Genomic DNA, 26,830 nt, shown 5'->3' on the forward strand with positions numbered 1-26,830 from the left:
CCACAAGTGAAACATCGAGGTACAACGTTGTATGCAAGGGTGGGAATACAACAACCTGGTCTCTGGGGGCGGGCAAACTGGCAGTGGGACGCCGCCGCTGTCCGCTGCTCTGCAACCGACACCTCAGCGTCAGCAGCAGTTCACGTTCGGGATCTACTCGACTACGCCGCCCGCGACCGATCCTGAATGTATTCTGCAGCGCGCCGATGAGGTGAATACGGTGAGGCGCATGCTGAGCAATCCCAATACCAGCGCGGTCTTTCTCACTGGTGAGCCAGGGGTTGGCAAGTCGACTCTGGCTGCGCTTGTCTACAGAAGTATCCAGACGATGGCCCAGGTGGCAAAGGAGCCGCCGTTACGGCCGCGCTACTTTGTCTGGCTCAGCATCAGCTCTTTCGCCAACCTGCCGGATGTCATCGCCGCTATCTTGCGCAGCATCAACGTTGACACCTCTACCTTCTTTCTGCTCAAGCCCGAGCAACAAATCGCGGCCCTGGTGCGGGCCTTGCGTCGTCCGCAAGAGAGCGCCTTCATCGTGCTTGATCAGTTTGAGCAGCTACTAGACCCGGAGACAGCGCAGGGGCTGGTTGGGCGTGGCGCATTAGCTGCCTTCTTTGAAATGCTCCAAATGGATTTGGGGACCAGTCGCCTCTTGCTCACAAGCTATCTGTCGCCTTACGGCCCCCTCAACGATGATGAAAAACGGGTGCGCTCCTATCTGGTTTCGCGGGTCAGTATTCCAGAAGGCGTCTCGTTGCTGGTGCAGCGTGGCCTGCAAGGCTCATATGAAGATCTGTCGCTGGTCTGGCAGCGTTGCGGTGGCCATGTGTTTGCTTTGTTGCTGGTCTGTGCCCTTGTGGAGCTCTCAGGCATCTCTCTTCCCTACCTCTTGCATGCTGCCGAATATCAGCCGCTCTGGAGCGGCGATGTGACTCTGCAGACCATTGGAGCGCTCTATCGCCATCTTTCCCCGCTGCAGACCCTGCTCCTGCGTGCACTGGCGCTCTTCTCGGAGCCAGTGCCCCTGGCGGGCATCGTGATGACGGTCACGGGCCAGTACGCCTCAGCCCATGCGCTGCGCTTCGAGCAGGAGCTGATGCAGCTCGTGCAGCTTTCTCTGGTGCAGCGCTCGCTCAATGAGGCGGGTGTCACTTGCTACGACCTGCATAGTTTGCTGCGCCAGTATGTACTTGCAGCATACCTGGACGGGAACGATCTCCGCCATGCCGAGGCCCTGGAAAACATGCTAGGCCTGCGCAGCCCTTTGCTGGAAGCCCTGGATGGGCTGAGGCCGGATGAGCCAGAGGCGCGCGAAATTGCCCTGGCGAACAGCCACTTGCAGGTCGCCGCCTACTATCGTCGTCTGGCTCAGGAGCTGTGTCCACCTCGTGAGCAGCGTACAGGCCTGCAGGATGTCGTGCCGCTGCTCCATGCTATTCGTCATCTCTGCCTGGGATGGCGCTGGCAGGAGGCTTGCGATCTGCTCTTTGGCGAGAGCCTGCATGAGAGTCTCATGCGCTGGGGAACATGGAATACATTGATGAGCCTCTATACAGGGATGCTGCCGCCCAGTGGCTTGCTGACCCGTCATGATGAGGGCTTAGTCAATAGCCATCTGGGGCTGCTCTATGCCCGCCTGGGAGAATATGAGCAGAGCCAGGCCTGCTATGAGCGGGCCCTGAGCATTCAGCAGGCACTGGGAGATCAGCATGATGCGGCAGTGACGCTGGTCAACATGGGTGAGCTGTATCGCAGCATGGGGGCGCTCCAGCAGGCACAGACCTATTTTGAGCAGGCGCTCTTGCTCAATCGCCAGCTCGCTGAGCCTGATCCCGAGATTGAATGCGTAGCGCTCCATAACCTGGGGCTGCTCTGTCAGACGCAAAAGCAGTATCAGCAGGCCCTGAGCTATTATCAGCAGTCGCTCAAGCTGGCGCTGCGCACGCAAGAACGCTATGACATTGGCATGATTATCACGAATATGGGCATGCTCCTCTATGAGCAGGGGCGCCAGGCCGAGGGACTGGCCTTGCTCTTCTTTGCCCTACAATGGCGCCAGGCACTGCAGGACCCCACAGTGAGCACGATCGAGCTGTTTCTCAATACCCTGGAGCAGCGTTTAGGAGCCGAGACCTTTGCGAGTCTGCGTCAGGCCGCTCTGCTTCAACAAGAGCAGCTGATTAATCAGCTCTTTAGCTAGCCAAAGAGCTGGGATGGATCAGGTTAAGAGCGGTGGCCTCTCTCTCTACCTACGGAAGTGGTCGCCAGAAGGCTTCATAGCCCACCCTGCACAAGGCTACTCCCACGGACTGATTGATCGCCAGCAGTCCGTAGGGTCCCCAGGTTAGACCAACAGGCTGGCCCAAAAGGTTCTGTTTGCTAACTTGCTGGAACACTATGCGTTATAGTAAGTGACTAAGAAATCAGGAAAGCTTTGCGATCAAACAGAAACCGTTCGACTGTCGGGGCCACCGACAGCTCAAGCGTCTGCGCTCTCAATGGCAGGGGCAGGCCGCAAGGATAAGAGGCCGCCCAGTCTTGCCAGGGGCTGACAGTGACAGCCCTGCTTGAGGGACGGACCTCGCCAGCGCGAGTGCTTGCCTACCAGGCAGGCGCCGCTGTACTCTCTACCTCGCTCTCTGGCTGGCTAGCTGGCTGCCGGGAGCGGCTCCTTTCTCGGATGGGTCGATGCTGCTGCGGTGGGGTCCAACCAGCAGGCAGTAGGTACGTCAGGCGTGAGCGGTTGCTGCCGCTGATCAGCTTGCTCGTTCGCTGCGGGAACTCTACACACATACCATAACAGGCTAGATACGTGCCTTCCCTTTGCCAGCCTGCTATTGCTATCCTTCAGGATAGCCATATTTTGTGATTGTCATGGAAAGCGGCTTGCTGAAACGTTGTACTTGTCAGTACGAAAGACGGGCAGCTCTCTTCTGGCGAAGAGTAAGCTTCTAACTTGCTGCGAGAACAGGCAAGCCAACAACTAGCAGGCAAGATCACTGCTGCTAACTGCTAGGCAGCTGAGAGGAAAACACGAGGTGGTGGTGGCAGGGCCGGGTTAATCACAGGGCTCCTGTACGGAGTAAAACTGACTTTAGAGCAAATAAGCGTAGAGCGCGCAAAGTGTTTTTACGCGTGCTCATAAGGCTCGCTGCTAGGAAGTTGTCAGGAAGTGAGTTGAATGACTGCGAAACGCCAGTTTATCAAGAATCCGGCTCAGATTCTCAATGAGCCTGTTGAGCAGGAGCCTCAGTCGGGTCTGTGGTCGCCGGGCGGCGAGCAAATGGGGGGAGAAGCCACGGCGCAGGATCAGCAGGCGGGACCGACTGCAACGCGGTCAACAGGTTCGGGCCTCTGGCAGAAGAATCCGAAGGGAGGGCCGCCGATGCTCTCTCTGCCCGGTATTCCTGGACCTGCGACGCCCTCGCCTCTGGCAACGCCTGCTGACCAGTCGTCGCATGGAACCGGCGATCTGCCTCTGCCACTTTCTCAGCAGGGCCTGCCGCCCTTCTCGTTCAATCAGGTTTCTTCGCATCAGACGGATGCCAATGTACCTTTAAATCGCTTACCAGATTTGTTGAAGCAGGGACCGGCTCAGCCGCTGTTGCCTGCCAATGCCTCTGGTGGTCCACTCAGCTCTCCGGGCCTTGGACCCTGGCCGGGTACTGCTGGGAGTAGTGGCATCGGGCCTGCGGGGGTAGAGTCGGGCTCGGCGCTGGCCGGTGGTGGTTCGGCACCGGCGATGATGAGCTATATGGGCCAGGGTCAGGGATTGGGGGCAACCCCGGGGACTGGACCACTGGCTATGGAAGGGGCTGTCACCGCACCTCCTATGACACCGGTGACCACTCACCCTGTGTCTCTGCCGGGCTTTGGGGGGAGCCAGCCGGCCATAGGTCCCACGCCAGGCGTTGACTGGCCTGCTCCTGGCGGCTGGGGCGTTCCACCTCAGCAGATGCCTCAGCATGCGGCTGCTTCGGCCAGCCCATCGTTGCCGCGCACCGCCAGGAAGGGGCAGACCCGCCGCCGTCGCTTCCCGCTCTGGGCGCGGATCGTTGCCGCTGTCTGTCTGGTTATTTTCCTGCTCACGGGCGCCGCGGTGGCCTACTACTACTATGCCTTCGCTGGCACCGTCAATAATATCGTTGGCCAGCAGGTGCCACGCCTGCGCGGCGATAGCGGCTCCGACTCCACGCGGAACAATAACGGTGGCTCTATCTTGAGTGGGGGGCGCTTCAATATTCTCTTGCTCGGCAGCGATACCGACGAGAAGTTCGCCGGCCACTATATCGCCCAGACGGATATTGTCGTGACCATTGATCCGGCCACCCATAGCGTGGGTATGCTCTCGATCCCGCGTGACTTCTGGCTGCCGATCCCTGGGGTCGGGATGGGCAAGCTGGATGAGGCTTATGGCTATGGCGGTGTGGCTCTTTCGCGCGCTACGATCCATGCCGATTTCGGTATCCCTATTGATTACTATGCCTGGGTTGGCCTCGATGGCTTCGTCAAAGTGATCGACACGGTCGGCGGCGTCGATGTCGATGTCATGCACCCGATTACCGATGATACCTATCCCGATGACGTCGGCAATACGACTGGTGATATTCATGCCTACAAGCGCCTCTATATTGCGCCGGGACCACAGCATTTGACCGGCCTTCAGGCGCTGGAATATGTGCGCTCGCGTCATGCTGACCTGGTCGGTGACTTTGGCCGCTCGGCCCGTCAGCAGCAGGTGCTCACTCAGCTGAAGAATAAGCTTGATAATCCTGAGATTTTCGGTAAGCTGCAGGAGATTGCCCAGGATCTCAACGGCTACGTCAAGACCGATCTCACCTTGACTCAGGTGCTGGAGCTGATGAATTTCGCTCGCACCATCAATACGGCGAGCGTGCAGCGTGTAACGCTTGGCCCTCCCTATTCTCACGCCGCGACTGTGACGCGCAATGGCCAGTCGGTCGATGTGGAGATTCCCAACTGTGATGCGCTGCTACCCGTGATAGCGAAGATGTTTGCTCTGGGGGATAAGGCTCAGTGCAATATCGGTACGGCTGACACGACGTCGTCATCGGCGGTTGCTCAGGCGACAGGGCAGACAGGCCACGCTTCCTCGGCAGTTCAGTCCTCCTTGACTGCCGCTCCAAATGCTCAGAGCGCTAGCCCTCTCTCAACGGCTGGCCAAATGGCTAATCTTGGCCTGATGAGCCTGCAAGGTGGCAGCGGTGATAATCTTCTGGGTATGCGCAGTTTGCTTGATTTGATGTTGGCTGTTGTCTTTGAATCGTTGGATGCGGCGAAAGTCTAGTTTGGGCGACAGGCGGCTGCAAGAGATCCAGCCTTGGTCTTAGCTTAGGTAGATGGGACGTCTGCTTTATCGTGGTGCGGGCCATGGTAGTCTTGTCTGGCGAACGGACGAGACGAGGCGAAGCGTTGTAGCGATTCTCTAAAGTGAGAGAGAATGGTGTCCGTCTGGGGGGCTGGGCAGAGAGGGAAGAGCGGCAAGAGCTAGCTAGCTGGCTGGCTGCGCGAGGGAGAAGAGCAGACCAATCCAGAGGGCTTCCAACGCGCGTCAGAAGAAGCGAAACTTTCCCTGTACCCGCCCGCCGCGGACACCATCGGCAGAGTCCTACTGCGTAGTATCACTACCACCCGCCTACCGACCTAGCGAGCATACGAGCCGAGCGAGCGGTCCAGAGAAAAGAAGAAGAGCTATGAAGAAGCACAGCAATTCCTGGCGCCTGGGTATCTTACTCTCATGCCTGGTGGTCCTACTACAAGGCTGTCTCTGGTTTGGGGGCAGCGGCAGTAGCTTCAAACAGACCACCGTCGGAAATCGACAAGTAGGAGTCAACCAGAATCCCAACATCTTCAAAGGGAAGATTTACCTGACCATCGATCATAACCTGTGGGTGCTGGACGGAGCGACCAATAGCCTGAAGCAGCTCACCAAGGGCCAGACAGTGAGCGACCCAGCTGTTTCGCCCGATGGTAAGTGGATCGCCTTTACAGTGCGCTTCAAGAACTATTCCAATATCGAGTACATGTCGGTCAACGGTGGGCCGTGGCATATGCTCCTGGACGGCAATGGTCACTACTACTTTGTGCCCGGCCTGGATGTGCCTAAAGACGATTTCAAGTGGAATGCCCAGCCACGCTGGGCGCCAGACAGCAAACATCTGCTCTTTCTGAGCGATTTCCAAAAGGAGGACTGGTATCAGTACACGCACTATGATGCGCCAGTGCTCGACCTGCAGATCTACGAGATGTCGATCGATGAGCCGAACAACTATAATGCAGTCAAAGATGTAGCCTACGCCTATGTCGGCGACGGCGGAGACAGCGATCCCAGTTTCCGCCCAGGTCATCCCGACCAGATTATTTATACCCACTACGCCTACGATAGTACACGCACGCAGCAAGTGATTCAGCTCTTCATGGAGGACCCGAACGAGATTTCGCGCAAGCCTCATGGCACCTACTATCCCGGGCTGCCAGGCTTCGATCCAGGGATTGCCATCACACCGCCCGATGCGCAGTGTCTACAGCCGGCCTTTTCGCCCGATGGCAACACTATTGCCTACATTCGGCGCGAGAAGGATGGACAGATGGGCCTCTATGTCATGCCGACGCCGGAAGGAGTTACGACGAACCCAAACGATCCAACGGTTGAAAAGCAGGCCCTCTTGCCTTACCAGCAATCCAAGCTGCTCGTCAAAGGACAGTTTGTCAGCCAACCTGTATGGTCGCCAGATGGGAAGGCCATCGCCTACTTTTTCTACTCCAACCAAGAGTTTAACCTCTGGCTGCTCAAGCTCAATTACAATCAGAAAACCAAGACCTACAGTCCCGCTGGCAGTCCGATCCAGCTCACCAGCGGTGGCGTCGATGGCGATTCTCACCCATCCTGGACGGCATGAGTGTTTTGATGATATACTTACCCTGCGCACTATACTGGGAACAAATAACGATCCTTTGATATCACCTTGCCGGGGGATCTGAGGTAGAGCATTGAGTCAACTGGAAGGCACTCTCATCGCGGGACGTTACGAGATTCGCGAGCACATAGCCACCGGTGGCATGGCCAGCGTCTTCAAGACCTGGGACCATCGTGTAGAGCGCATTGTGGCGATCAAGGTGCTGCGCTCGCTCGATAAAAATGATCTGCGCGCCGTGGAACGCTTCCGCCGGGAAGCGCGCGCGGCGGCGGCCCTGGCCCATCCCAATGCGGTCACCATCTACGATTTTGTGGAGGAGGGGGGACAGTATTTCCTGGTGATGGAGTACATCCAGGGTCCGACGCTCAAGCAGTTGATTACGCAGCGCCGCCGTCTGCAGGTGCGTGAAGCCTTTGAAATCGCCTGCCAGGTCTGCGCAGTACTGCAGGTGGCCCACGCGCGCGGCTTTATCCACCGCGATATTAAACCCCAAAATATTATGCTGACCTGGAATGGCATAACGCCGCTCTCCCATGATTTGAGCAGTGGCCTCTGGGTCAAGCTGACAGATTTCGGGATTGTGCGCGTAGCAGAGGATGCCGGGCTGACGAATAGCGGCATTGTCCTTGGCACGGCGGACTATCTGTCGCCAGAGCAGGCCCGCGGCGAGACGCTGACGGCTTCCTCTGACCTGTACTCGCTTGGCGTGGTCCTCTTTGAAATGCTGGCCGGGCGTCCGCCGTTCGTAGGGCCAACCGCGGTCTCGATCGCTATGCAACATGCCTCTACCAATCCCCCGCTCCTGCGCCAGTTCAATCCCTCGCTGCCGGTAAGCGTTGAGCGCGTGGTCATGCGCGCCCTGGAGAAGGAGCCGGAGGAGCGCTTCCACTCGGCCCTTGAGCTGCAGCAGGCGTTGCGATCCTGCTTACGTGAGCTGGTGCAGCAGGGACATCCCGCTGTGGCCTCTCCCTGGCAGGGTCTGGCGGCTCCGGCTGGCGGCGCTGGCCCTCTGTTCCCACCCCAACGGGGCCAGTACCTGTGAAGCGGATTGGCCCCATCAGTATCATACTCTTAGAAGAGAACCTGGAAGAGAAGGAGGGGCGCCGCTCAGGCGCCCGCTGTCGGAATTGCCCTATGGAGCGAACAAAGATTAGTACTGCTAGCGCACCTGCTGCCATTGGACCGTATAGCCAGGCGATCCGCTGTGGCCAGTTCATCTATACCTCTGGCCAGATTGCGCTTGATCCAGCCAGCGGCGAGCTGGTCGGCGACGATGTGGCGGCCCAGACGCATCGGGTACTGCAGAATCTGCAGGCTGTGTTAGAGGCCGCCGGTAGCTCTCTCTCTCGGGTCGTCAAGACGACCGTTTTTCTGACACGCATGAGCGATTTCCAGGCCATGAATGCGGTCTACGCTACCTACTTTGGTGAGCCGGCCCCGGCTCGCTCGACAGTGGCGGTGGCCGAGCTCCCGCGTCAGGCCCTGGTCGAGATCGAGTGTGTTGCGCTCGCCGAGGATCAGGCGGGAGAGTGATCCCCGTGAATCCCGCCATGCTCTGGCACAAGGCGCTCCAGCGCCTGGAGCAGTTTCCTGTCGACATTGTCGCCAGAGTCTGGCTGCGCACTGCCCGGCTGATGCCTGTTGCTTCCACGCCCGCAGGTGAACCGCTGATCGCGGCAACGGAGACGCGGGCGCTCTCTTTCTGGCTCCTGGTCCCCGATGCTTTCGCCTGCGCCCTGATTCAGCAGCAGTGGCAGTCTGCCATCGAGCAGGCGCTGACCGAGCTGGTTCAGCAGCCGGTGACGCTCAGGGTGGTGACGGCGGATGGTGCTCCCCAGGAAGCTCGCGCCGATGAGGAGTTGGAGATGGCCGCTATGGAGGATCGCCAGTCAACGACGGAGATGTTTGTCGCTCGCTACAGCAGAGATGACTCTATTACTCCTCCTTCTCCCTACTACGATTATGATCTGCCTAGCAAGTCGCCTGCGCATGGGCCGCGTGGGACCCGGCTGCCGGAGTCACTGGCTGGCGGAGGGCCTTCCTGGGAGCAGGAGAGCGTGGGAGCACTGCCGAATCGTCTGAACCCGCGCTATACCTTCGATGCCTTTATCGTGGGCAATAGTAATCGCCTGGCCCATGCCGCTTCGTATGCCGTGGCAGAAGCGCCCGGCGAGGCTTACAATCCGCTCTTCTTGTATGGAGGGGTCGGCCTGGGAAAAACGCATCTGTTGCATGCTATTGGCCATAAAGGCGCCCAGGCTGGCCTGACCGTGCTCTATGTCTCATCCGAGCAGTTCACGAACGAGATCATCAATGCAATCCGCTATCGCACTACCGAGGAGTTCCGCGCCAAGTATCGCTCCGTCGATATCCTGCTGGTCGATGATATCCAGTTTATCGCCGGCAAGGAGTCGACAGAGGAGGAGTTTTTTCATACCTTTAACAGTCTCTACGAGATGAGTAAGCAGATTGTCATCTGCAGCGACCGCCCTCCCAAGGCCATTGTGAGCCTGGAGGAGCGACTGCGCTCGCGCTTCGAGTGGGGACTGATCGCCGATATTCAACCGCCCGATCTTGAAACACGCATGGCGATTCTGCGCGTAAAGGCCGATATGCTGCATTATCCGGTACCAGATGAGGTCATCGCCTATATCGCCAGTCGTGTCCAGACGAACATTCGTGAACTAGAGGGCTGCCTCAATCGCCTGATGGCCTATCAGCAGCTGCACCGCACGGAGCTGACGCTTGATGTAGCGCGAGCCGCTATGTCGTCTCTGGGCAATGGGCCGCGCGAGGTCCAGCTCAGTGGCCGGCAGATTGCCCAGGCAGTGGCCGATTACTTCCGTATTCCGCTAGAGGCCATGTGCGGTAAGCAGCGCGATAAACAGGTTGTGATCCCGCGCCAGATTGCTATGTACCTGATCCGCCAGGAGACCCAGCTCTCGCTGTTGGAGATCGGCCAGCTCTTCGGTGGACGCGACCATAGTACCGTGTTGCACGCCTGCGAGAAGATCGAGCGGGCCATTCAACTCGATCCCGCCTTGCGCCGCGATGTGGTCGCAATCCGTGAGCTACTGCTGCCGCGCTAGGCGAATGCTCTCGCCAGGTGCTTGCTTGCTTGCTTGTTCTGACCGTCATCCTTGCTTGTGCTTTGCCGAACGTTGTGGGAAAAGGTATATGCTGCCTTATACGACCTACCTGATCGATTTGGACGGCGTGGTTTACCGTGGAAATGAGCTACTGCCGGGCGCGCGCGAGTTTGTGCAGTGGCTAGAGGCCACCGGTAAGAAGTACATCTTTTTAACGAATAACTCGTTCGCTACCGGCTCGCAGATTCTGGCGAAGCTGGAGCGTCTGGGTATCCCGGCGACGCCCGAGCACTTGATGAGCGCTGGCCAGGCGGCCATGCAGAATATCGCTCGCCGATTGCCTGGGGCGCGTGTCTATATCGTGGGCGAGCAGCCGCTTGTCGAACTGGCGCAGGAGTATGGTCTGACGGTGGTGGAGGTCGATGCAGAAGAGGCCGATGTGGTGCTCGTGGGGCTGGATCGCTTTTTCGACTATAGCAAGCTGACCTGCGCGGTGCGCATCGTGCTGGCCGGGGCCCTCTTTATTACAATCAATCGCGATCCCTTGCTACCGATTGCGGGTGGCGGCTTTCTACCGGGGTGCGGAACCCTGGCGGCAGCTATCGAGGCCGGTACCGGTGTGACGCCGGAGGTTGTGGGGAAGCCGGAGCCCATGCTCTTGCTAGAGGCGATGGAGCGTCTGGGCAGTAAGCCAGAGGAGACCGCGATGATCGGCGATGGCCTGGATGTGGACATTCTGGCTGGCCAGGCCGCCGGTACGCATACAATCCTGGTGCTCTCAGGCCGCAACAATCGCGCCGATATCGAGGTTTCGCCGATCAAGCCCGAGCACGTTTATGAAGATCTGGCCGATCTGTTGCGCCAGTTGCAGCAAGTGAAGTCCTGATCTGACAGCGCTAGACCCCTCTGCGGTCATATTGGTCAGGTTGCCAGGATCTCCACCGCGCGGAGATCCTGCTCTTTTTTGACGAGATAAGCGATGGGCTATCTATGCTATAATGATACCGCTTTGACAATGCTGCTCTGCCGAGAAAGATCATGGCTGTGCCAAATTTTCAAGAGTTTTTCTGGCCCTTGCTGGAGCTGGCCAGCGATGGGCAAGAGCATACGCTAACCGAGGCCGCTGAAGTGGTAGCCCGGCGCTTTGGCCTCACTGAGGCTGAGCGTAATGAGCCGCTGCCCAGCGGCAAACAAACCAGGTTCTGGAACCGCCTTTCCTGGGCCCGGACCTATCTGCAGAAAGCGCAGTTGCTTGCCAGCGCGGGCCGCGCGCGTTTCCGCATTACTGAGCGCGGCAGAAAGGTCCTGGAGGAGCACCCTCCCGCTCTGGACGTCTCATACTTACTCGAATGAGGCCCAGAGTTATGCCCGCAGCGTCGATAATCTGAGCATTGTCTTAATCGACGGTGAGCAAATGGCGCAGTTAATGATCGATCACGGCGTGGGCGTCACCGAAGAAACACGCTATGTCTTGAAAAAGATAGATAGCGACTATTTTGGAGATTAGAGGTTTGAAATTATCTGAACGACAAATGCTCAATAAGCAAGAAAGAGGGATCAGTCAGGCCTGGCCAGACTGGCTCTGCACCACGAGCTGATCTCTCTTTCCTGACGATCTGGGTGCACCTGAGGTGGAAGCTGGCTCGGCTGGGGGTGGCTAAGAATCAGAGCGGAGCAGGCTAGTCCCAGGTGCCGAGGCGGACATAGCCTTTCAGCAGGGCGCGAGCGATAATATAGTGCTGGATCTCGTCCGTCCCCTCATAAATGCGTGTCACACGCACATCGCGATACCAACGTTCGATAGGCAGCTCCTTGGTGTAGCCCATACCGCCGTGGATCTGCAGGGCGCGGTCAACCACTCGATTGACCATATTCGAACCGTAGAGCTTGGCGATACTGGCTTCGTAGCGGTTATCGAGTCCCTGATCGGCCTTCCAGGCGGCGTGCAACGTCAGCCACTTTGTAGCCTGGATCTCTACCGCCGAGTCGGCCAGCATCCACTGAATAGCCTGGCGTTCAGCAATCGGCTTACCAAAGGTCACCCGCTGGCGCGCATAATCGATGGCCATCTGCAGCAAGCGCTCAGCGGTACCGACAGCACGAGCGGCGATCAGCCAGCGCCCCTGACCAATCCACTGCATACCCAACGAGAAGCCCTGACCGACCTCTCCCAGCACGTGATCTTCAGGGACGCGCACATTATCAAAAAACAGCTCGGCTGGCGACCATCCGCCCATTGTAGGGATCGGGCGCGAGGTCCAGCCCATAGCGCGATCTACCAGGAAGCAAGTCACGCCACCCTTCTGCGGAGGCTTCTCACGATCGGTAACGGCGAAAACCATAGCGAAATCGGCCTCATTGCCGTGGGTGATGAAAACCTTTTGGCCGTTGATCACCCAGTGATCGCCGTCCTTGACGGCGGTCGTGCGGATCGCTGAAGGGTCGGAACCGGCGCCCGGCTCAGTCAAGGCAAAGCACGAAATGCGTTTCCCCTCGATCACAGGAATAACATATTCTTGCTTTTGCTTCTCGGTACTATAGTGCAGCAGAATATTGTCGACGCTACCTCCGAAGCTGAAAGGGACGATCGTGCGTCCCAGCTCCATCTGAATGAGCGCGGTCATCACTGACCCCAGGTTAGCGCCGCCATACTCCTCCGGCGTATTGATGCCCCAAAAGCCCAGCTCCTTAGCCTTGAGCTGCAAAGCCCGGTAGCGCTCCGGCTCGATGCCCGTGGGGTAGCGCCCTTCATTGCGCAGCACCTCATGCTCCAGCGGTATGAGTTCCCGCTCAACGAACTGGCGCACGGTCTGCTGAATCAGCTTCTGCTCCTCTGTCAGGGAAAAATCCACGCTGGCCTCCTTGTCGCGCACTAAAGAGACACTCCATCGTAGGATGGCTCTGGCCAAGATTATAGCACGTGGAGGGGGCGCATCAGCGAGAAGAGGGGCCCCGTCCTCGCCGGCTGCCTCTCCCTTGCTGGCTGCGAGTCTACCTGACCTGAATAGTAGGCCTAGAGCGTCCAAGCTCATGAAGGCAAGAAAGGAGTGGCTTATGCGTGCGATTCGTGAGTGTGCTGATCATCCCTTGCATTGGCGCGAGGGAACACTCCGCCGCCATCAACTGCAGGCGGGAGAAGAGACACTGGCGCTCATCAGCTTTCTGCGACTCGCAGAGACCCCAGCCCTGGCCGAGGTGGCCGAAGGACGCTTTTACTTTGAGCGCCGCGGCCTCTGGCTGCCGCAGGTAGCGGTCCGGCAGGGCGATGAGCACGGCGAGGAGCTGGCCGTTTTTGAACCCCAGCTATGGAGTCGCGATGGCGTGCTCATTGGCCTGCGCGGCCCCCTCTATCGTTGGAGTCGCGTCCGTAAAGAGCACGCTGCGGGAGGAACGCTAGCCGGCCCCTGTTGGGAGTGGCAGGACCTGACTGACCGTCCTCTCCTGCATTTCAATCAGCTCATTTGTCTCCCTCATCTGCGCATGAGTGGTGTACTCACCATCGAGCCGGCAGCCAGCAGACTGAGCCTGCTGCCTCTACTCGCTACTCTCGGCTGGTACCTGCTTGTGCTCTATGAACACGGAGCCACCAGACCGCTGCCCGAGATCCATTCAGCCCATCCTTATCAGCCATGACCAGTGTAGAGCGGCGGAGCGAAAGGCAGGAAGCGATGGCGTGGGTCCGCAGAGAGAGCCGAGAGCGCAGCGAGCAAGCGAACTGACGAACGACGAGGCTCGCAGCCGAGACCAAAGCCGCGCTTGTTTCGCCATGTCCGCTCGTCCTGGGCTGTCCCCAGGTCCCGCGCTGGCTCTGCTGCTCGCTTGCAGGAGGGGCAGGTCGGCGCAGAAGGAAGAAGCTGGCACCAGACGGGCTGAGCGACGGCCCAGAGCTGTTATGATATACTGGCTGTAGTGTAAATAATGCGCGCAGATAAATCACTCACTGACTCCCCTAAGCTAAGCTAGCCTGGGAAATCGGAAAGGAAAGTTGCTTCTCTATGGACAGTCAACAAGATCTGCAGTTGCCACCGGACTTCTTCTATCATCGCCTGCCTAATGGCCTGGAAGTCATCGGGCAATATATGCCCAGCCTGCGATCGGTGACCTTTGGCTTTCAGCTCGATGCAGCCGTCATTCACGAGCCTGAAGACAAGAGCGGCTTGGCCCATCTCTTCGAGTATATGCTATTTCAGGGAACCAGGGAAAAAGATGCTCGCACGCTGAATGAGGCTTTTGAATCGTTGGGGGCGCGTAAAGGAACAAGCACGACCCTGGAGACAACGCAGGTCTGGGCCCAGATTGTCAATACCAAGCTCGATGCCACGCTGGATCTCTTCCATGAAGTGCTGCTGATGCCCACCTTTCCGCGCGATGAGTTAGAACAGATGCGCAATATTATTCTGCAGGAGATTCGGCGACGCGACGACGAGCCGATGAGCCGCATCTTTGATCTGGCCCGCGCGCATTTCTACGCCGGCAGTGCTCTGGGACGCCAAATTTATGGAACTGCCGAGAGTGTCCGTGCGCTTCGACAAGAGGACCTGGTAAGCTTCTGGCAGGACCGCTACCGCCCCAACAACGCCCTGCTCTCGATCGCGGGTAACTTCGACTGGGATCAGGTAGTCGCCAAGGTGGAGAGGCTCTTTGGCGACTGGCAGGGAGCGGCCAGTCCCTCACCGGAACAGCATCCACGCCCCTCTAACACCGTTGTCCTGGAACATCAAGAGGGGAAACAAGAGCATCTGGGACTGATGGTTCCCTTTCCGAACTATACCCATCCCGACTATTATGCGGCGCAAATCATCAGTGAGGCCCTTGGCGGCAATATGGCCTCGCGGCTCTTTGTCGAGGTCCGCGAAAAGCGCGGCCTGGTCTATAGCGTTTCTGCAGGGCTGAGCAGCAATAAGGCCATTGGTGCCTTGCGCATCTACGCTGGCACAACGCCCGAGCAAGGACACGAGTGCCTGGCCGTTATCCTGAATGAGTTGCAGCGTCTGCGCGAGGAGGGCCTGACTGAGGACGAGCTAGAGCGCGCCCGTGTGCAGCTCAAGAGTGAGCACATCATGCGTAGTGAGGGGTCGGGCGCTCGTATGAGCGCTAATGCTCGCTCATGGTGGTATGAGCGCCGCCTGCGTACGCCCCATGAGGTCAAGGAAGCAATCGACGCCGTCACCGCTGAGCAGATCATGCGCGTGTTGCGCGAGTTCTCCCCACTGGAGCCGTTGACGGTGGCCGCTATTGGCCCGCTCAGCCGCGACGAGCTGGTTGGCAACCTGCTCCCCTTCGCCTGATCTGCATCTGGGCACGGTGCTCTGACTGCTGAGGATGCTAGCGCCATCTTGACTTCGCCCTCTCCTCAGCGTACAATTTGATATGTCCATATGGATATATGGCTGGAAGCAAAGAAGCCTGGCTCCCCTTGGGGAACAGTTGGCGGCGGCCTGCGCCTGGCCAGTCTCTGGTGAAGTAACTGGTTGGGCTGGTGGGCTGTGAGCCGTGCTCTGGAGCTGGCGGCGAGGCATCACGAGGGGGCCGGGAAAGGTTTCGTTCCAAGAGCAAGGAGCAACAGCTATGGTCGCACCAGCCTTACAGAGCGAAGAAGCTCTTTTGAATCGCATCCGCAGGCAGCAGCTCGTCGAGTCGGTAGAGCACATGAGTCCACTCTATCTGGAGGGGATCAAGCGTATCCTGACGGTCTCTGCCGACACCGAGCTTATCAGCGCGCCTGCCTACTATCATGCTGCCGTTCATGCCCCCACCTTGAACGCCTTTGGCTCAGCCGTCGCCATCATCCAGGACGAGCTGGGGCACGCCCACATCGCCTATCGTCTGTTGCGCGACCTGGGCGTTGATACCGAGCAGCTCATCTTTGAGCGCGACCCGCGCCAGTTCAAGTACCCCTATGCTTTTGATGTGCCGCTTGATAGCTGGGTAGAGCTAATTGTGGCCAATGCCTTCTATGATCGGGCTGGCTATGTGCTGCTCAGCGACATCTACCATAGCACGACCTTCGGGCCGTGGAAGCGGGCACTAGTGAAGGTAGACAAAGAAGAGACCTTTCATCTGCGCCACGGTGAGCAGTGGATGAGGCGTCTCAACGCCACGCCGGAAGGCCACGAGCAGCTACAGCGCGCTGTCGACTGGATGTTCTTACTAACCGTTGAATGGTTTGGCCTACCCGATGATCTCAAGAAGCACAGCGAGCAACTGGAATACGGTTTTAAAGGGCACACCAATGACGAACTACGTCAAATCTGGATGTCGACGGCGGTGCCGCTCTGCGAAGAGCTGCAACTGAAGGTCCCGGCGCACTACGACCCGGAGCAACAAAAGTACGTCCTTGACTGTCCCTTCCCGGCGCATTTCGATGCCAAAGCCAAGCGCTGGCTGCTGGAAGAAGGCCCCTGCAGTTGGGACGATGTCCTCAAGCGCTGGAAGGCGCGCGGTCCTGCTAATGAAGAGTTTGTCGGCCTGATTCAGCGAGGCAAGCGCGAGATGCTCCGTCTGTTGGAGCAGGAGCCAGAGCTATGACAGCGGTCTATCCATCGCTGCGTACGCATCCTGCCGACGATCCCAGTTGTCCGGCGCTCTGGGATGCTCTGCGCGAGGTGACCGATCCAGAGATCCCGATTAGCGTCGTCGACATGGGGCTCATTGTCGATCTGAAGCAGTGCGATGGCGTCGTTGACGTCAAGCTCACCTTCACAGCCCTGGGTTGCCCCGCGATGGAGTTCATTATAGACGATATCCGGGCGCGCCTCTTGCGCGAACCGGGAGTGCGTGAGGTGCGCATCGAAGTGGTCTGGGACCCTGTGTGGAGCAAGGAGCGTCTGAGCGAAGAAGGCATCGAGCTGATGCGTACCTGGGGGATCTCGGCATGAAGAGGATAAACAGCGAGGCGCCGGGCCCGAGCATGGCGGGAACCGAGGCCAGTATGGGCGGTAGCCAGCCCCGACGTGAGGCGCTCAACGAGCGGCGTGTGTGGCATGTCTATGCGCGGCGCAAGTACGATGAGCCGTTGCACGAGATCGGCAATGTCGTGGCCGACGATGTGGAGCTGGCTCGGGTCTATGCGCGCAGCATCTACGATGAGTTTCCCTGGATCGAAATGGTGTTGGTGCCACGCGACTGCATAGTGACCGTGATTGCCCCTTGACCCGCCCGTTCTGGGAGCGCGCCAGGCCTTCTTTATAGCCTGATGAGCTGTGCGGTCCAGGAGCGGTCTCTCAGCCGCGACGACCAGATGCTGGCCTGGGCTGAACAGGCAGGATGGTCGCCTGCAGCGCGCTGCCAGGCCAATGGCGGCTGCGACTACCTTCTCGGCTGCTCAAAGAAGATAGAGGGAGCTTGCTATTATGACTGGTACTGCTGCGGCCCGCATCGATAATGCGGCGCTTTTCGCGGTCCTGGCGTCGCTGGCGGACAATAAGCAGGCGATGGGGCGGCGTTATGCCTACTGGGCCAATGGAGCGCCTGCTCTGGAGGCGGCGGTGGCCGCCGCGGCGATGACTCAGGACGAAATCGGCCACGCGCGCACGCTCTACCCGCTCCTAGAGGACTTTGCTCAGGCCGCGACGGACCCGCGTCAGGTAGCTCCTGAGACGCGGACGTTGCGCTACCACGTGGCCTTTCTCGACCGTGAATTCGCCAGTTGGTCCGATTTTGTGGCCACAAATTTCCTGCTGGATGGGGCTTTGACGACGTTTTTCGAGGCCGCACAGCAGTCGGCCTATGAGCCACTCCGGCAGCGTGCGCGCAAAATTGTACAAGAGGAGCAGGTCCATCGGGCGCATGCCGAAGGCTGGGTACGGCGTCTGGCGAAGGCGGGCGGCGCAGTTCGCCAGGCCCTGATCGCTTCGCTGCAACGTCTGTGGGAAGAAACGCTCTGCTGGTTTGGTCCCGATGATGATCCGGTGATGGGGAGGCTCTATCGCGAAGGCTTTATTGATGCCCCGCCGGCAGAGCTGCGCCGCCGCTACCTCCAGCGCGTGATGCCTCTGCTAGAGGGCCTGGCCATTGAAATGCCCGCCCGGTTCGACCCCGAACGCAAGTGCTGGCTACCGGAGCGAGCGCTGCCCTGGGAACGCTGGGAGGCCGAGAGCCGGCGCCTGACTCCCACTGGCCCCCAGGCAGAGAGAGAGGAAAGGGAGAATCGGCCATGAGCGAGGCCCCTGATCCCGCATCTGCACACCTGGGAGAGCGCTCTCCCCAGCGCGAGCGCCCGCGCTGTCCTTTCTGCGGCTCAACAGAGACTGAGCTGTTCTCTCTCTTTGGTCAGCAGTTATTGACAGCGCAGTATTATTGTAACAGATGCCATACGCCATTTGAGTACATCAAAGGCGATGATGTTCTTGAAGACGCGCAGGCGAAGCTGTCTGCGCCTGAAGAGTAGAAAGGAAGAGCAGCGATGACGACGACGACAGAGCGCGAGCGAACGCTAGTCAACTATAGCGTGAGCGACGGGGTAGCCATCATTGAGCTGACGAATCCGCCAGCCAATACCTATAGCTATGAGATGATGCGCCAGCTCGATGAGGCCATCCTGCAGGCGCGTTTTGATGAAAACGTGCATGTACTGGTCTTGCGCGGGGCGGGCGAGCGCTTCTTCTGTGCTGGAGCGGATATCAGCATGCTCAATTCCGTCTCGCCGACCTACAAATACTATTTCTGTCTCCATGCCAATGAAACTCTGCTGCGGCTGGAGCAGACCCCCAAGCTGGTGATTGCAGCCCTCAATGGCCACACAGTAGGTGGCGGCCTGGAGATCGCCTTGGCCTGCGATATCCGTATCGCCCGCCGCAACGCAGGCAAGATCGGGCTACCGGAGGTCTCGCTTGGCGTGCTGCCGGGCACCGGCGGGACGCAGCGTCTGGCCCGGGCCCTACCGAAGAACAAGGCCATCGAGCTGATGACCGAGGGCAAGCTGATCAGCTTTGAGGAAGCTCAGGAGCTGGGCCTTGTCAATTATATCTATGAGTCCGACAATTACTGGGAGCAAGTGATGGCCTACGCCCGACGCTTCTGTCCGCCCAATAGCGCCTCGCGCACAGTCGGACGCATCAAGCGGGCCGTGCAGTCGGGCGCTGAGGTGGCGCTGGCCGAAGGCCTGGCTCTGGAGAGGGAGCTGCAGCAACTCTGTTTCCAGAGCGAGGACGCCAAGGAAGGCCTGGCCGCCTATGTGGAGAAGCGCCAGGAGAAACATTTCACAGGGCGCTGAGCAAGCAACGAAGCTACTTGCTTCCTTCTCGCCCTTGCCAGATAACCGACCAAAACAGCTCAGCTCAGCGATGTAATCGGTTCTGGGAAGCGTGGGGATGGCATGACAGCGACAGCGCGGCGCGCACGAGCGTGGTTCTCTACTTGTCGTTGGTGTGCTGTCCCCACGGTTGTCGCTTTACGCTCCCAGCGAGCTAGTGCTACAATATTGGTCAGCTCTGGCCCAAGATCTTCTTTGCGACAGAGAGAGCTAGCTGCAAGGAACTGCTATGGCGGAGATCCATCTGCGGGAGCGTGACGGCGTACTCTGGCTCATTTTGGATCGCCCTCCGCTCAATATTTTGACGATTGCCACGCTGGATGAGATCACGCGTGCCATGCGAGCCGCGGCGCAGAAAGCGCCCCGCCTGCTTGTGATCACGGGGGCAGGTGAGCGAGCCTTTAGCGCCGGGGTGGACATTCGTGATCATCTGGATGGGCGTGAACGCGAGATGCTGCGCGCCGTCTATGACAATTGCGCGGCCTTTGAAGAGCTACGCCGTCAGGGCATTCCGACGGTGGCTTTAGTCAAAGGTTATGCGCTGGGTGGAGGCTGTGAGCTAGCAGCCCTCTGTGATACCGTCATCGCCCATGAAGATGCCATCTTTGGCCTGCCTGAAGTAACCCTCGGAGTCTTCCCGCCGGTAGCTGCGACCTACTTCCCCGCTCTGATTGGCTACCAGGCCACCATGCGTCTGATTCTGACGGGAGAAATGCTCAAAGCACCTGAGGCTTTCCGTCTTGGTCTGGTGCATCAGGTATTGCCGGCGCGGCGCTTCCTCAAAGACGCCGAAGAGCTGCTAGTGATGCTGGCAACGCTGGGCCGGCGCCAGCCACGCTCGTGAGAGCCGTCGCCCCGCAAAGCTATCGTCCCCAGAATTCCCAGCGCGCTGATATGGCGAGCAAAACTCATGTCGTAGACCCCATAGCCGGCCTCTCCACCTCTTCCTGGTGCTCTCTCTGGCCGTGGGAACTTTTGAAGCAATGGCAACGTTTTTTTCATGAAGGCAGCAGCCTCTGCGGAACTGCCCTAGCGAGCTGAGCAACGAGGAGATTGTTGGGCGTAAGGAGATTGTGTATGCGTCGTAGCAAGCTTTATGGTATTCGGTGCCGCTCATGGTGGCTTGTCATTGTGCCTGCCTTAGTGGCGCTGCTCGTAGGGCTGGGTGCCTGTGGTACCAACGCCGCGACGAGCGGCGGGGCAAGTCAGTCGACCCCCACGCCGATAAAGAGCGCAGCGACACCTACCGCCACAACCGTTAAGGGATATGGCACCAGTCATGGCTGTCCCAGCGATGCCGTGGTCGCTGAGACCTTGCCCGAGCAGGCGGTGATCGTGAGAAACACTCAGAACGGACAGACGATCACTGTGCATCGGGGAACGCTCGTGGTGTTTGAGCTGCCCTTTGGCCAGCGCTGGGAGACACCGGCAGGCTCTCAAGGAGTGCTGGAGCTGCAGCAGCCGGCAGGCTACGCCTCCCAGCAGGCGCACGCCTGTATCTGGCGCTATGTAGCCCAGGGCAGTGGGCAGAGCGAAGTCGTCTTCATTGCGCGTCCGCTCTGTCAGCCGCATCAGCTCTGCCCGCAGTATATCATGCGGTTTTCCTTTACCGTTGCTGTCGAGTAAGCGAGCGCTGATAAGCCAAACGAGCCAGCGGGTCAAGTGAGGTCTGCTCCCTTCACCTGCCTCGCTGGTAAGTGTGACCTGCTGGCTCGACCTGACCGCTCTCTGCGCTGGCCGTGAAATCGGGGCCGTGGCCCGGTCAGACGGTGGAGAGAGCCAGCGTCTGACCAGGAACCTCACGGGCCTTCCGACGCTGGCTCGGCTGCTGGTTGATCGCTCGCGGCAGGCGGCTGTTGTTCTGAGTCGGGGCCGGCATAGGGATCACGTAAAGAAGAGTGAAGCTGGAGCAAGAGCCAGCGCATGCTGAGACCCTGGACGAGCAGGGTAAAGAGGACAACAGCGCCGGTCGAGACCAGGATCAGCGGACGCTGTGGTAGAGTCAAGGGCAGAGCTAAGGCCAGCGCCAGCGAGAGTGCACCCCGCAGGCCCCCCCAGAAGATCACCAGTTGCCAGGCGAGGGGAAGCTTGCCCATGCGCCCAGGGATGGTCAGCCACGAGCGAGCGGCCAGCAATAGCACCAGGAAGAGACGCGCCACTAGCACAGCACCAATGGCGAGAGTTGCCCTCAGCACACTGGGCCCGGTTCCCCCTGGCAACGGGGGCAGGGCGAGCGGATTCAGTTGAACGCCGACTAAGAGGAAGAGCAGAGCATTGGCGATAAAAGCGACAACGCTCCAAAAAGCGTCGACCGCGGCGCGTGTGGTTGCCGACATGCCAGCCTGGCGCCCATAGTTTCCCACAAGCAAACCAGCCACGATCACCGTAATGATGGCCGAGAGATGGAGCCGATCAGCCAGCAAGTAGAGGCCGTAGGCGGCGATAAGCGTGATGCAGACTTCGCTGAGGGCATCATCGATACGACGCAAGATCTGGCAGAGCAACCAGCCACCAAGTAGCCCTAAGAGGGCGGCGCCTCCGCCCTGTAGCAGGAGGAGCAACAGCCCCAACAGGGGGGCTGGCAGGCCAGATGAGGAGCCGCCGGCTTCCGCAGAGGATGCCAGCAAGACGACCGCCAGGAAAACCTGATAGAGCGCACCCGCGACGCCGTCATTGAACAGGCTTTCGCCCTCAATGATCACCGAGAGCCGTTCGTCAAGGTGAAGCTGACGGAAGAGGCTCAAGACTGCCACCGGATCGGTAGGCGAGAGAATGGCGGCCAGCAAGAAAGCATTCCCCCAGTCGAGTCCTTCCAGCCAATGGAGCAAAGCGGCGATCAGACAGAGTGAAAGCAGCAGTCCGGGGCCGGCCAGAAAGAAGATACTGCGCCACTCGCGCTTGAGTAACTGCCAGTTCAGCGACCAGGCCCCTTCGAAGAGCAAGGCCGGCAGGAAAACAAAGAGCACTAGCTCAGGGTCCAGTTGCCACGGGGGAAGCAGGTGGAGCATGCTTAAGAGCAGCCCGACAATCACCAGGCCCAGCGTATAGGGGACGGCTATCCAGCGTGCGACCAGCATGGTCGCCAGGGCAACGAGCAGGAAAAGAATCACGTAGCTCTCCACCAGAGGAATCGACATCCTCAGCAGGCCCCCTTTCTCCTGGCTAACTGTGAACCTCGCTCAAACATGCGAGACTGGCCCGCACCTTGCGCCAGCTTACTCCTGAGTTAGGATCAGTTGCTGCTCGCTTGGACATCCCAGCGTCCCATCTCCCGCCCGACGTCGCGCTACAAGTTGCCCTGCGGCAGCAAGGCCCGATCTGCACAGGTAACTAAACTATCGACGGACCGACTGGTCCTGTCGGTCCGCTACGACTTCTATCCAGGTCAAGGGACCTGTAGCCGTGAGAAGCGAGCGCGAGGAGCTAGCCTGTTGCGGTTGTGCCCGGCGCAGGCCAGGGTTGCTCACGTGGCTCACCAACAAAAAAGAGGAGTGCCGGGCCGACCAGGCTTCCCGGCACTCCTCAAGCTGTGAGTGAGAAACACAATTTGTGCTTCCGACGCTTGCACATTCTAGTATAGATGAGAGCGCCCGTGCTGGCAAGGGGGGACCGGTGCCCTGGCTACGGACCAGAATCAGCTTCCTCCCCTCTGCTGGGTGCCAAACAAGAAAAAGCAAGGAGAGGGTAAGAAGAGCATAGGAGAGCAGCGAGGATGTTTCATAAAAGCCCCCTCATCCGCTTGTCAGTGACGGCCTCCTCTTCTATAATGAGGGCGGCAATTATTGATCTTTAAGGAATTATCCTATGGACGTTGAAGGAGCCTATACACTCCAGGCAACTCCTGAAGAAGTATGGAAATGCCTGATGGATCAGCAGATTCTGCGCCAGGCCCTGCCAGGAGTCGAGCACCTGGAGGCGCTCGGCGAGAATCGCTACGCAATCAGGCTCGTGGTCAGGCAGGCGCCGCTGCGAGGTAGCTATGAGGGGATCGTCACCATTTCAGATCAGGAGTACCCTCACTGCTATCGTATCACCGTTGAAGGCGAGAGCCGACACGGCCCAGTGCGGGGTGAGGGCTGGGTACGCCTGCTGCGACGCGAACATAACACCGTGGTCTCCTACCAGGGCGTACTGAACGTGGGACGGGCCGGCCTCCTGCCCACACCGGTGCTGCGTGGCACGACCAAGATGCTCATTCAGCAGTTTTTCCTGGGACTGGCCGATCAGCTCCGCGTGATGCGTCCCCCAGAGATCGAAGAAAGCGCTGAGCTGGCGGCACAGGCGAACCGCACCGGTGCCCAGTGCCAGACCCCAGCGTGGCAGCCGAGAGCTGCCGCCGCTGGTGAGTCGGGCTTGCAGCGTGGTCCGGCAACGCCGCTACATACTTTGGTGCGCCGCCTCCACCTCGGCGGTGGTGATCCGCAGGCAGAAGAGCGCTGGGTCCAGGCGATCCGTCGTACAGCTATGCTGGCGGCGCTGCTCTTGCTTGTCTGGGTAGGCACCAAGCTGCCACGGCGCTAGCCCGCCAGCAGGCTGCCGGTGGCACGCACAATAGAAGCGGGGCCCGGCGCCAGTTTCGTCAAAGCCAGTTGAGGCGCTTGTACCAGCCCAGGTCACACCCGGCGAGAGGGATGGGATGCGATCGCTGCCCGCGCCCGTCTCCAGGCTCCCTGACTCGCCAAGGCCTCGCTTCTCTTCTCTCCGCAAGCACAGACCGGTGTGAGGGCGCTGCTCTTCTCTCTCTCCCAACGCTGGATGTTTGCTTGCGAGCTGCCTGCTTGTCCGCCCCACCGCTATCCCTGTCAGGCTCTCTCATTGAGCCTGACTGTTCTTTTCCCCTCCGGCTCACCAGCCCAGTCGCCGCCCTGCTTGTCGGGCCGCACGGAGAGGTAGCGCTATCAGTCTTTCCACATCCTGTCTTCCTGCGCGCCGCGCCAGCCTGCCCGCGCCCGGTCCGGTCGGCTTACTGGCGATGGCCGAGATAGGCACGCACGCACAGCGTAAAGAGCAGATAGCCCAGATAAAAGGCGATCAAGTACTGGATGAGATCGACGAAGCTCGCTAGCGGACTATCCCACACAATGTAGCCGCTGGCTGTTGCCGCGCGGGCATAATCGAACAGCATACGTACGAGTGGGATAGCCACCAGGAGCCCGATCGCCGCCCATTGCCAGCGAGAGCGCTGCCAGAGAATCCAGATCGCCAGGTAGCCAATGCCTCCGTAGATAAAGACATCGGGTATATAGAAAGGCAGAGGCAAATGGAGCACCAGGCCGGAGAGCGTATAATGCCACAGGTGGAGATAGTAGGCCAGGAGATCAGCCAGCATATTGATGACGGCCATCGCGAGGCCGCCGAGCAGAGCCGCCAGAGCCGGCACACGTCCCGGGCGAACAAAGAGCAGCACGGCGAGATAGACCACCAGAATAAAGGGAACATCCAGCACAAGGTAGGCTACAAGGTCCATCAAAGGGAAAGAACCTCCCAACGCTGAGTCAGTTGTAATATTATGGTGAAAATTTTGCCACTCTGCCAGCCAGCGTTACCTGCGAAGGCAGTAGCAACCGCAGCCGCCGCGCTGGCCAGGAAGGGAGCCTCCCCATGCATATCGTACCTCTGCGTATAGCCCTGGCGCAGATCAACGTCACGGTTGGCGACCTAGATGGCAACGCCGAGAAAATCTGGATAGCGATGCGCGAGGCGCATCAAGCTGGAGCGCACATCGTCTGCACGCCAGAGCTGGCGCTCACCGGCTATCCGCCTGAGGATCTGCTCCTCAAACCAGGCTTTGTCTCAGCAAACCTGCGTCGCCTGCAGTGGCTGATCGAGCGTAGCAAAGAACTGCCCGGTTTGACCGCCATCATTGGCTATGTCGATCGCGACGAAGACATCTACAATGCCGCTGCCGTCATAGGCGATGGGCGTCTCTACGGCAGCTATCATAAACACTATCTGCCAAACTACGGCGTCTTCGACGAATATCGTTACTTCCAGGCCGGGCGAACAGCGCCGCTCTTCCTGATCAATGGCGTCCACGTGGGCATTACGATCTGTGAAGACATCTGGTATCCAACTGGCCCGTTAACCCTGCAGGCCCATGCCGGAGCCGAAGTCATCATCAATATCAACGGCTCTCCCTACCACGCGGGCAAGCGCCATTTTCGTGAACAGATGCTAGCAACGCGGGCCGCCGACAACGGTCTCATCGTGGCCTACTTGAACCTTGTGGGTGGTCAGGACGAGCTCGTCTTTGACGGCGGCAGTATGGTCTTTAATGAGCAGGGGCGACTGATTGCCCGGGCCAAACAATTCGAAGAAGATCTCCTTGTAGTAGATCTCGACATCGCCTCGGTCTTCCGCTCGCGCCTGCACGATCCCCGCCGCCGCCAGGAACGACTGGAGCTGCGTCCAGAGGAAGTGCCATTGATCGTAGTCTCCCGCGAGAGCCTGCCGCCGCCGGCGCTAGAAGGGCGTCCTCTGCTCGGAGCCGGCCAGCGTATCGAGCCAGCACTAGAGCGATTAGCAGAGATCTACGCGGCCCTCGTCCTGGGCACGCGCGACTATGTACGCAAAACAGGCTTTAGCAAAGCGGTGGTTGGCCTCTCAGGCGGCATTGATTCCTCTCTAACCGCCGTCATTGCCGCCGATGCTTTAGGCCCTGAGAACGTCCTGGGGGTCTCCATGCCTTCAGCGTACTCCTCTGAGGGGAGCAAGACCGACGCCCAGCAACTGGCTGAAAATCTCGGCATCCAGTTGATCACGGTGCCCATTGAAGAGATCTTCCGCACCTCGTTACGCGTCATGGCCCCGGCCCTGGGAGAAGGTGATCACGGCCTGGCCGCCGAGAATCTGCAAGCCCGTATTCGCGGCAACATCCTCATGACCATCTCCAACAAGCTCGGGCCAATCGTCCTGACCACTGGTAACAAATCGGAGATGGCCACCGGCTACAGCACCCTTTACGGCGACATGGCCGGCGGCTTTGCCGTGCTCAAAGATGTGCCCAAGACGCTGGTCTACGAACTGAGCCGCTATCGCAACTCGCTAGGAGAGCGTCCCGTGATCCCGCAAGCCGTCCTGGAGAAAGCACCCTCAGCCGAACTCCGTCCAGGCCAGAAGGATACCGATAGTCTGCCGCCCTACGAGCTGCTCGACCCGATCTTACAAGCCTACGCCGAGGAAGATCGCAGCTTCGAAGAGATGGTCGCGATGGGCTTCGATCCTGCCCTCGTTGAGCGTGTCATGCAGCTTGTTGATCGGAGTGAGTACAAGCGGCGCCAGGCTCCGCCAGGCGTCAAAATCACGCCGCGGGCCTTTGGTCGCGATCGGCGCCTGCCCATTACCAATCGTTACCGCGACCGGCCCGAGGGCTAAGGAAGAGCCAATTTTTCCCAGCCCTGCCCGGCCTGGTCCTGTCCGCGCTCCTTACGGTTCCGCGCCGACTCGCCCTACATTCCAGGCGGATAGCCGGCCAGGCACCGACCAGCGAGCAGCCACGCCCCAGAAAAAGCCGTGGGGAGCGTTCCTCCTATAGAGGTTTGCTGATCTGG

Annotated in this window: 23 protein-coding genes; 20 read left to right on the plus strand and 3 right to left on the minus strand. The window is 59.4% G+C overall.

Translation table 11 applies throughout. The features are described 5' to 3' along the window. Positions 1 to 31: 31 nt before the first annotated feature. The 8 genes from AC6H1L_RS13385 (at position 32) to AC6H1L_RS13420 (ending at position 11,380) form a co-directional block, all read left to right on the plus strand. Positions 32 to 2,200: a tetratricopeptide repeat protein gene (locus AC6H1L_RS13385; RefSeq protein ID WP_497597989.1), complete on the plus strand. Its 2,169-nt coding sequence runs from the start codon at positions 32 to 34 to the stop codon at positions 2,198 to 2,200. 981 nt (positions 2,201 to 3,181) lie between these two features. Further along, entirely contained in the window at positions 3,182 to 5,308 is a 2,127-nt protein-coding gene (locus AC6H1L_RS13390) for an LCP family protein (RefSeq protein WP_497597990.1), read from the plus strand. A 406-nt stretch (positions 5,309 to 5,714) separates the two neighbouring features. Continuing rightward, the gene (locus AC6H1L_RS13395; RefSeq protein WP_497597991.1) at positions 5,715 to 6,920 is read left to right on the plus strand and encodes a TolB family protein; all 1,206 of its coding nucleotides are present in this window, start codon (positions 5,715 to 5,717) and stop codon (positions 6,918 to 6,920) included. A gap of 91 nt (positions 6,921 to 7,011) precedes the next feature. Next, a complete protein-coding gene (locus tag AC6H1L_RS13400; protein WP_497597992.1) occupies positions 7,012 to 7,980 on the plus strand; it encodes a protein kinase domain-containing protein in 969 nt (322 codons plus the stop codon). A 92-nt stretch (positions 7,981 to 8,072) separates the two neighbouring features. Beyond that, positions 8,073 to 8,471 (plus strand): RidA family protein, encoded by a 399-nt coding sequence (locus AC6H1L_RS13405; protein WP_497597993.1) that lies wholly within the window; start codon positions 8,073 to 8,075, stop codon positions 8,469 to 8,471. After that, complete coding sequence (dnaA, locus tag AC6H1L_RS13410) at positions 8,468 to 10,027, plus strand: chromosomal replication initiator protein DnaA (RefSeq protein ID WP_497597994.1); 1,560 nt, start codon at positions 8,468 to 8,470, stop codon at positions 10,025 to 10,027. The genes AC6H1L_RS13405 and dnaA overlap by 4 nt, the downstream gene beginning before the upstream one ends. Positions 10,028 to 10,115: 88 nt before the next feature. Then, on the plus strand, positions 10,116 to 10,913 hold the full coding sequence (locus AC6H1L_RS13415) for an HAD-IIA family hydrolase (RefSeq protein WP_497597995.1): 798 nt from the start codon (positions 10,116 to 10,118) through the stop codon (positions 10,911 to 10,913). A gap of 158 nt (positions 10,914 to 11,071) precedes the next feature. Beyond that, positions 11,072 to 11,380: a winged helix-turn-helix domain-containing protein gene (locus AC6H1L_RS13420; protein WP_497597996.1), complete on the plus strand. Its 309-nt coding sequence runs from the start codon at positions 11,072 to 11,074 to the stop codon at positions 11,378 to 11,380. Between the two features lie 326 nt (positions 11,381 to 11,706). Here the strand turns inward: AC6H1L_RS13420 and AC6H1L_RS13425 are convergent, their stop codons facing one another. Continuing rightward, a complete protein-coding gene (locus AC6H1L_RS13425; protein WP_497597997.1) occupies positions 11,707 to 12,879 on the minus strand; it encodes an acyl-CoA dehydrogenase family protein in 1,173 nt (390 codons plus the stop codon). Positions 12,880 to 13,081: 202 nt separating this feature from the next. Here AC6H1L_RS13425 and AC6H1L_RS13430 point away from each other — a divergent pair, with 202 nt between their 5' ends. From AC6H1L_RS13430 to AC6H1L_RS13475, 10 genes are all read left to right on the plus strand, one after another. Further along, positions 13,082 to 13,660, plus strand: a complete 579-nt coding sequence (locus AC6H1L_RS13430; protein ID WP_497597998.1) for a hypothetical protein — start codon at positions 13,082 to 13,084, stop codon at positions 13,658 to 13,660. Positions 13,661 to 14,022: 362 nt separating this feature from the next. Continuing rightward, on the plus strand, positions 14,023 to 15,315 hold the full coding sequence (locus AC6H1L_RS13435) for a M16 family metallopeptidase (RefSeq protein WP_497597999.1): 1,293 nt from the start codon (positions 14,023 to 14,025) through the stop codon (positions 15,313 to 15,315). Between the two features lie 280 nt (positions 15,316 to 15,595). Then, the gene (locus AC6H1L_RS13440) at positions 15,596 to 16,555 is read left to right on the plus strand and encodes a Phenylacetic acid catabolic protein (protein ID WP_497598000.1); all 960 of its coding nucleotides are present in this window, start codon (positions 15,596 to 15,598) and stop codon (positions 16,553 to 16,555) included. After that, positions 16,552 to 16,905, plus strand: coding sequence for a metal-sulfur cluster assembly factor (locus AC6H1L_RS13445; RefSeq protein WP_497598001.1), 354 nt, complete (start codon positions 16,552 to 16,554; stop codon positions 16,903 to 16,905). The genes AC6H1L_RS13440 and AC6H1L_RS13445 overlap by 4 nt, the downstream gene beginning before the upstream one ends. Before the next feature lie 32 nt (positions 16,906 to 16,937). Next, complete coding sequence (locus tag AC6H1L_RS13450) at positions 16,938 to 17,180, plus strand: hypothetical protein (RefSeq protein WP_497598002.1); 243 nt, start codon at positions 16,938 to 16,940, stop codon at positions 17,178 to 17,180. Between the two features lie 199 nt (positions 17,181 to 17,379). Further along, positions 17,380 to 18,186 (plus strand): Phenylacetic acid catabolic protein, encoded by an 807-nt coding sequence (locus AC6H1L_RS13455; RefSeq protein WP_497598003.1) that lies wholly within the window; start codon positions 17,380 to 17,382, stop codon positions 18,184 to 18,186. After that, positions 18,183 to 18,416 (plus strand): PaaD-like zinc ribbon domain-containing protein, encoded by a 234-nt coding sequence (locus tag AC6H1L_RS13460; RefSeq protein ID WP_497598004.1) that lies wholly within the window; start codon positions 18,183 to 18,185, stop codon positions 18,414 to 18,416. Before AC6H1L_RS13455 ends, AC6H1L_RS13460 begins: the two co-directional genes overlap by 4 nt. Positions 18,417 to 18,431: 15 nt before the next feature. Then, positions 18,432 to 19,241, plus strand: a complete 810-nt coding sequence (locus AC6H1L_RS13465; protein WP_497598005.1) for an enoyl-CoA hydratase/isomerase family protein — start codon at positions 18,432 to 18,434, stop codon at positions 19,239 to 19,241. Between the two features lie 268 nt (positions 19,242 to 19,509). Next, complete coding sequence (locus AC6H1L_RS13470; protein ID WP_497598006.1) at positions 19,510 to 20,124, plus strand: enoyl-CoA hydratase/isomerase family protein; 615 nt, start codon at positions 19,510 to 19,512, stop codon at positions 20,122 to 20,124. A 233-nt stretch (positions 20,125 to 20,357) separates the two neighbouring features. Next, entirely contained in the window at positions 20,358 to 20,906 is a 549-nt protein-coding gene (locus tag AC6H1L_RS13475) for a hypothetical protein (RefSeq protein WP_497598007.1), read from the plus strand. Between the two features lie 173 nt (positions 20,907 to 21,079). Here the strand turns inward: AC6H1L_RS13475 and AC6H1L_RS13480 are convergent, their stop codons facing one another. Next, entirely contained in the window at positions 21,080 to 22,417 is a 1,338-nt protein-coding gene (locus AC6H1L_RS13480) for a cation:proton antiporter (RefSeq protein ID WP_497598008.1), read from the minus strand. A 667-nt stretch (positions 22,418 to 23,084) separates the two neighbouring features. Here AC6H1L_RS13480 and AC6H1L_RS13485 point away from each other — a divergent pair. After that, positions 23,085 to 23,801 (plus strand): SRPBCC family protein, encoded by a 717-nt coding sequence (locus AC6H1L_RS13485; RefSeq protein ID WP_497598009.1) that lies wholly within the window; start codon positions 23,085 to 23,087, stop codon positions 23,799 to 23,801. A gap of 442 nt (positions 23,802 to 24,243) precedes the next feature. Here AC6H1L_RS13485 and AC6H1L_RS13490 read toward each other — a convergent pair whose 3' ends face one another. Beyond that, positions 24,244 to 24,747 carry a hypothetical protein gene (locus tag AC6H1L_RS13490; RefSeq protein WP_497598010.1) on the minus strand — a complete coding sequence of 168 codons (504 nt, stop codon included), beginning with the start codon at positions 24,745 to 24,747 and terminating at the stop codon, positions 24,244 to 24,246. A gap of 134 nt (positions 24,748 to 24,881) precedes the next feature. On the opposite strand from AC6H1L_RS13490, the gene AC6H1L_RS13495 reads away from it, so the two are divergent. Continuing rightward, entirely contained in the window at positions 24,882 to 26,654 is a 1,773-nt protein-coding gene (locus AC6H1L_RS13495) for an NAD+ synthase (protein WP_497598011.1), read from the plus strand. The last annotated feature ends 176 nt before the right edge of the window (positions 26,655 to 26,830 follow it).

This window comes from Thermogemmatispora argillosa (assembly GCF_059696725.1).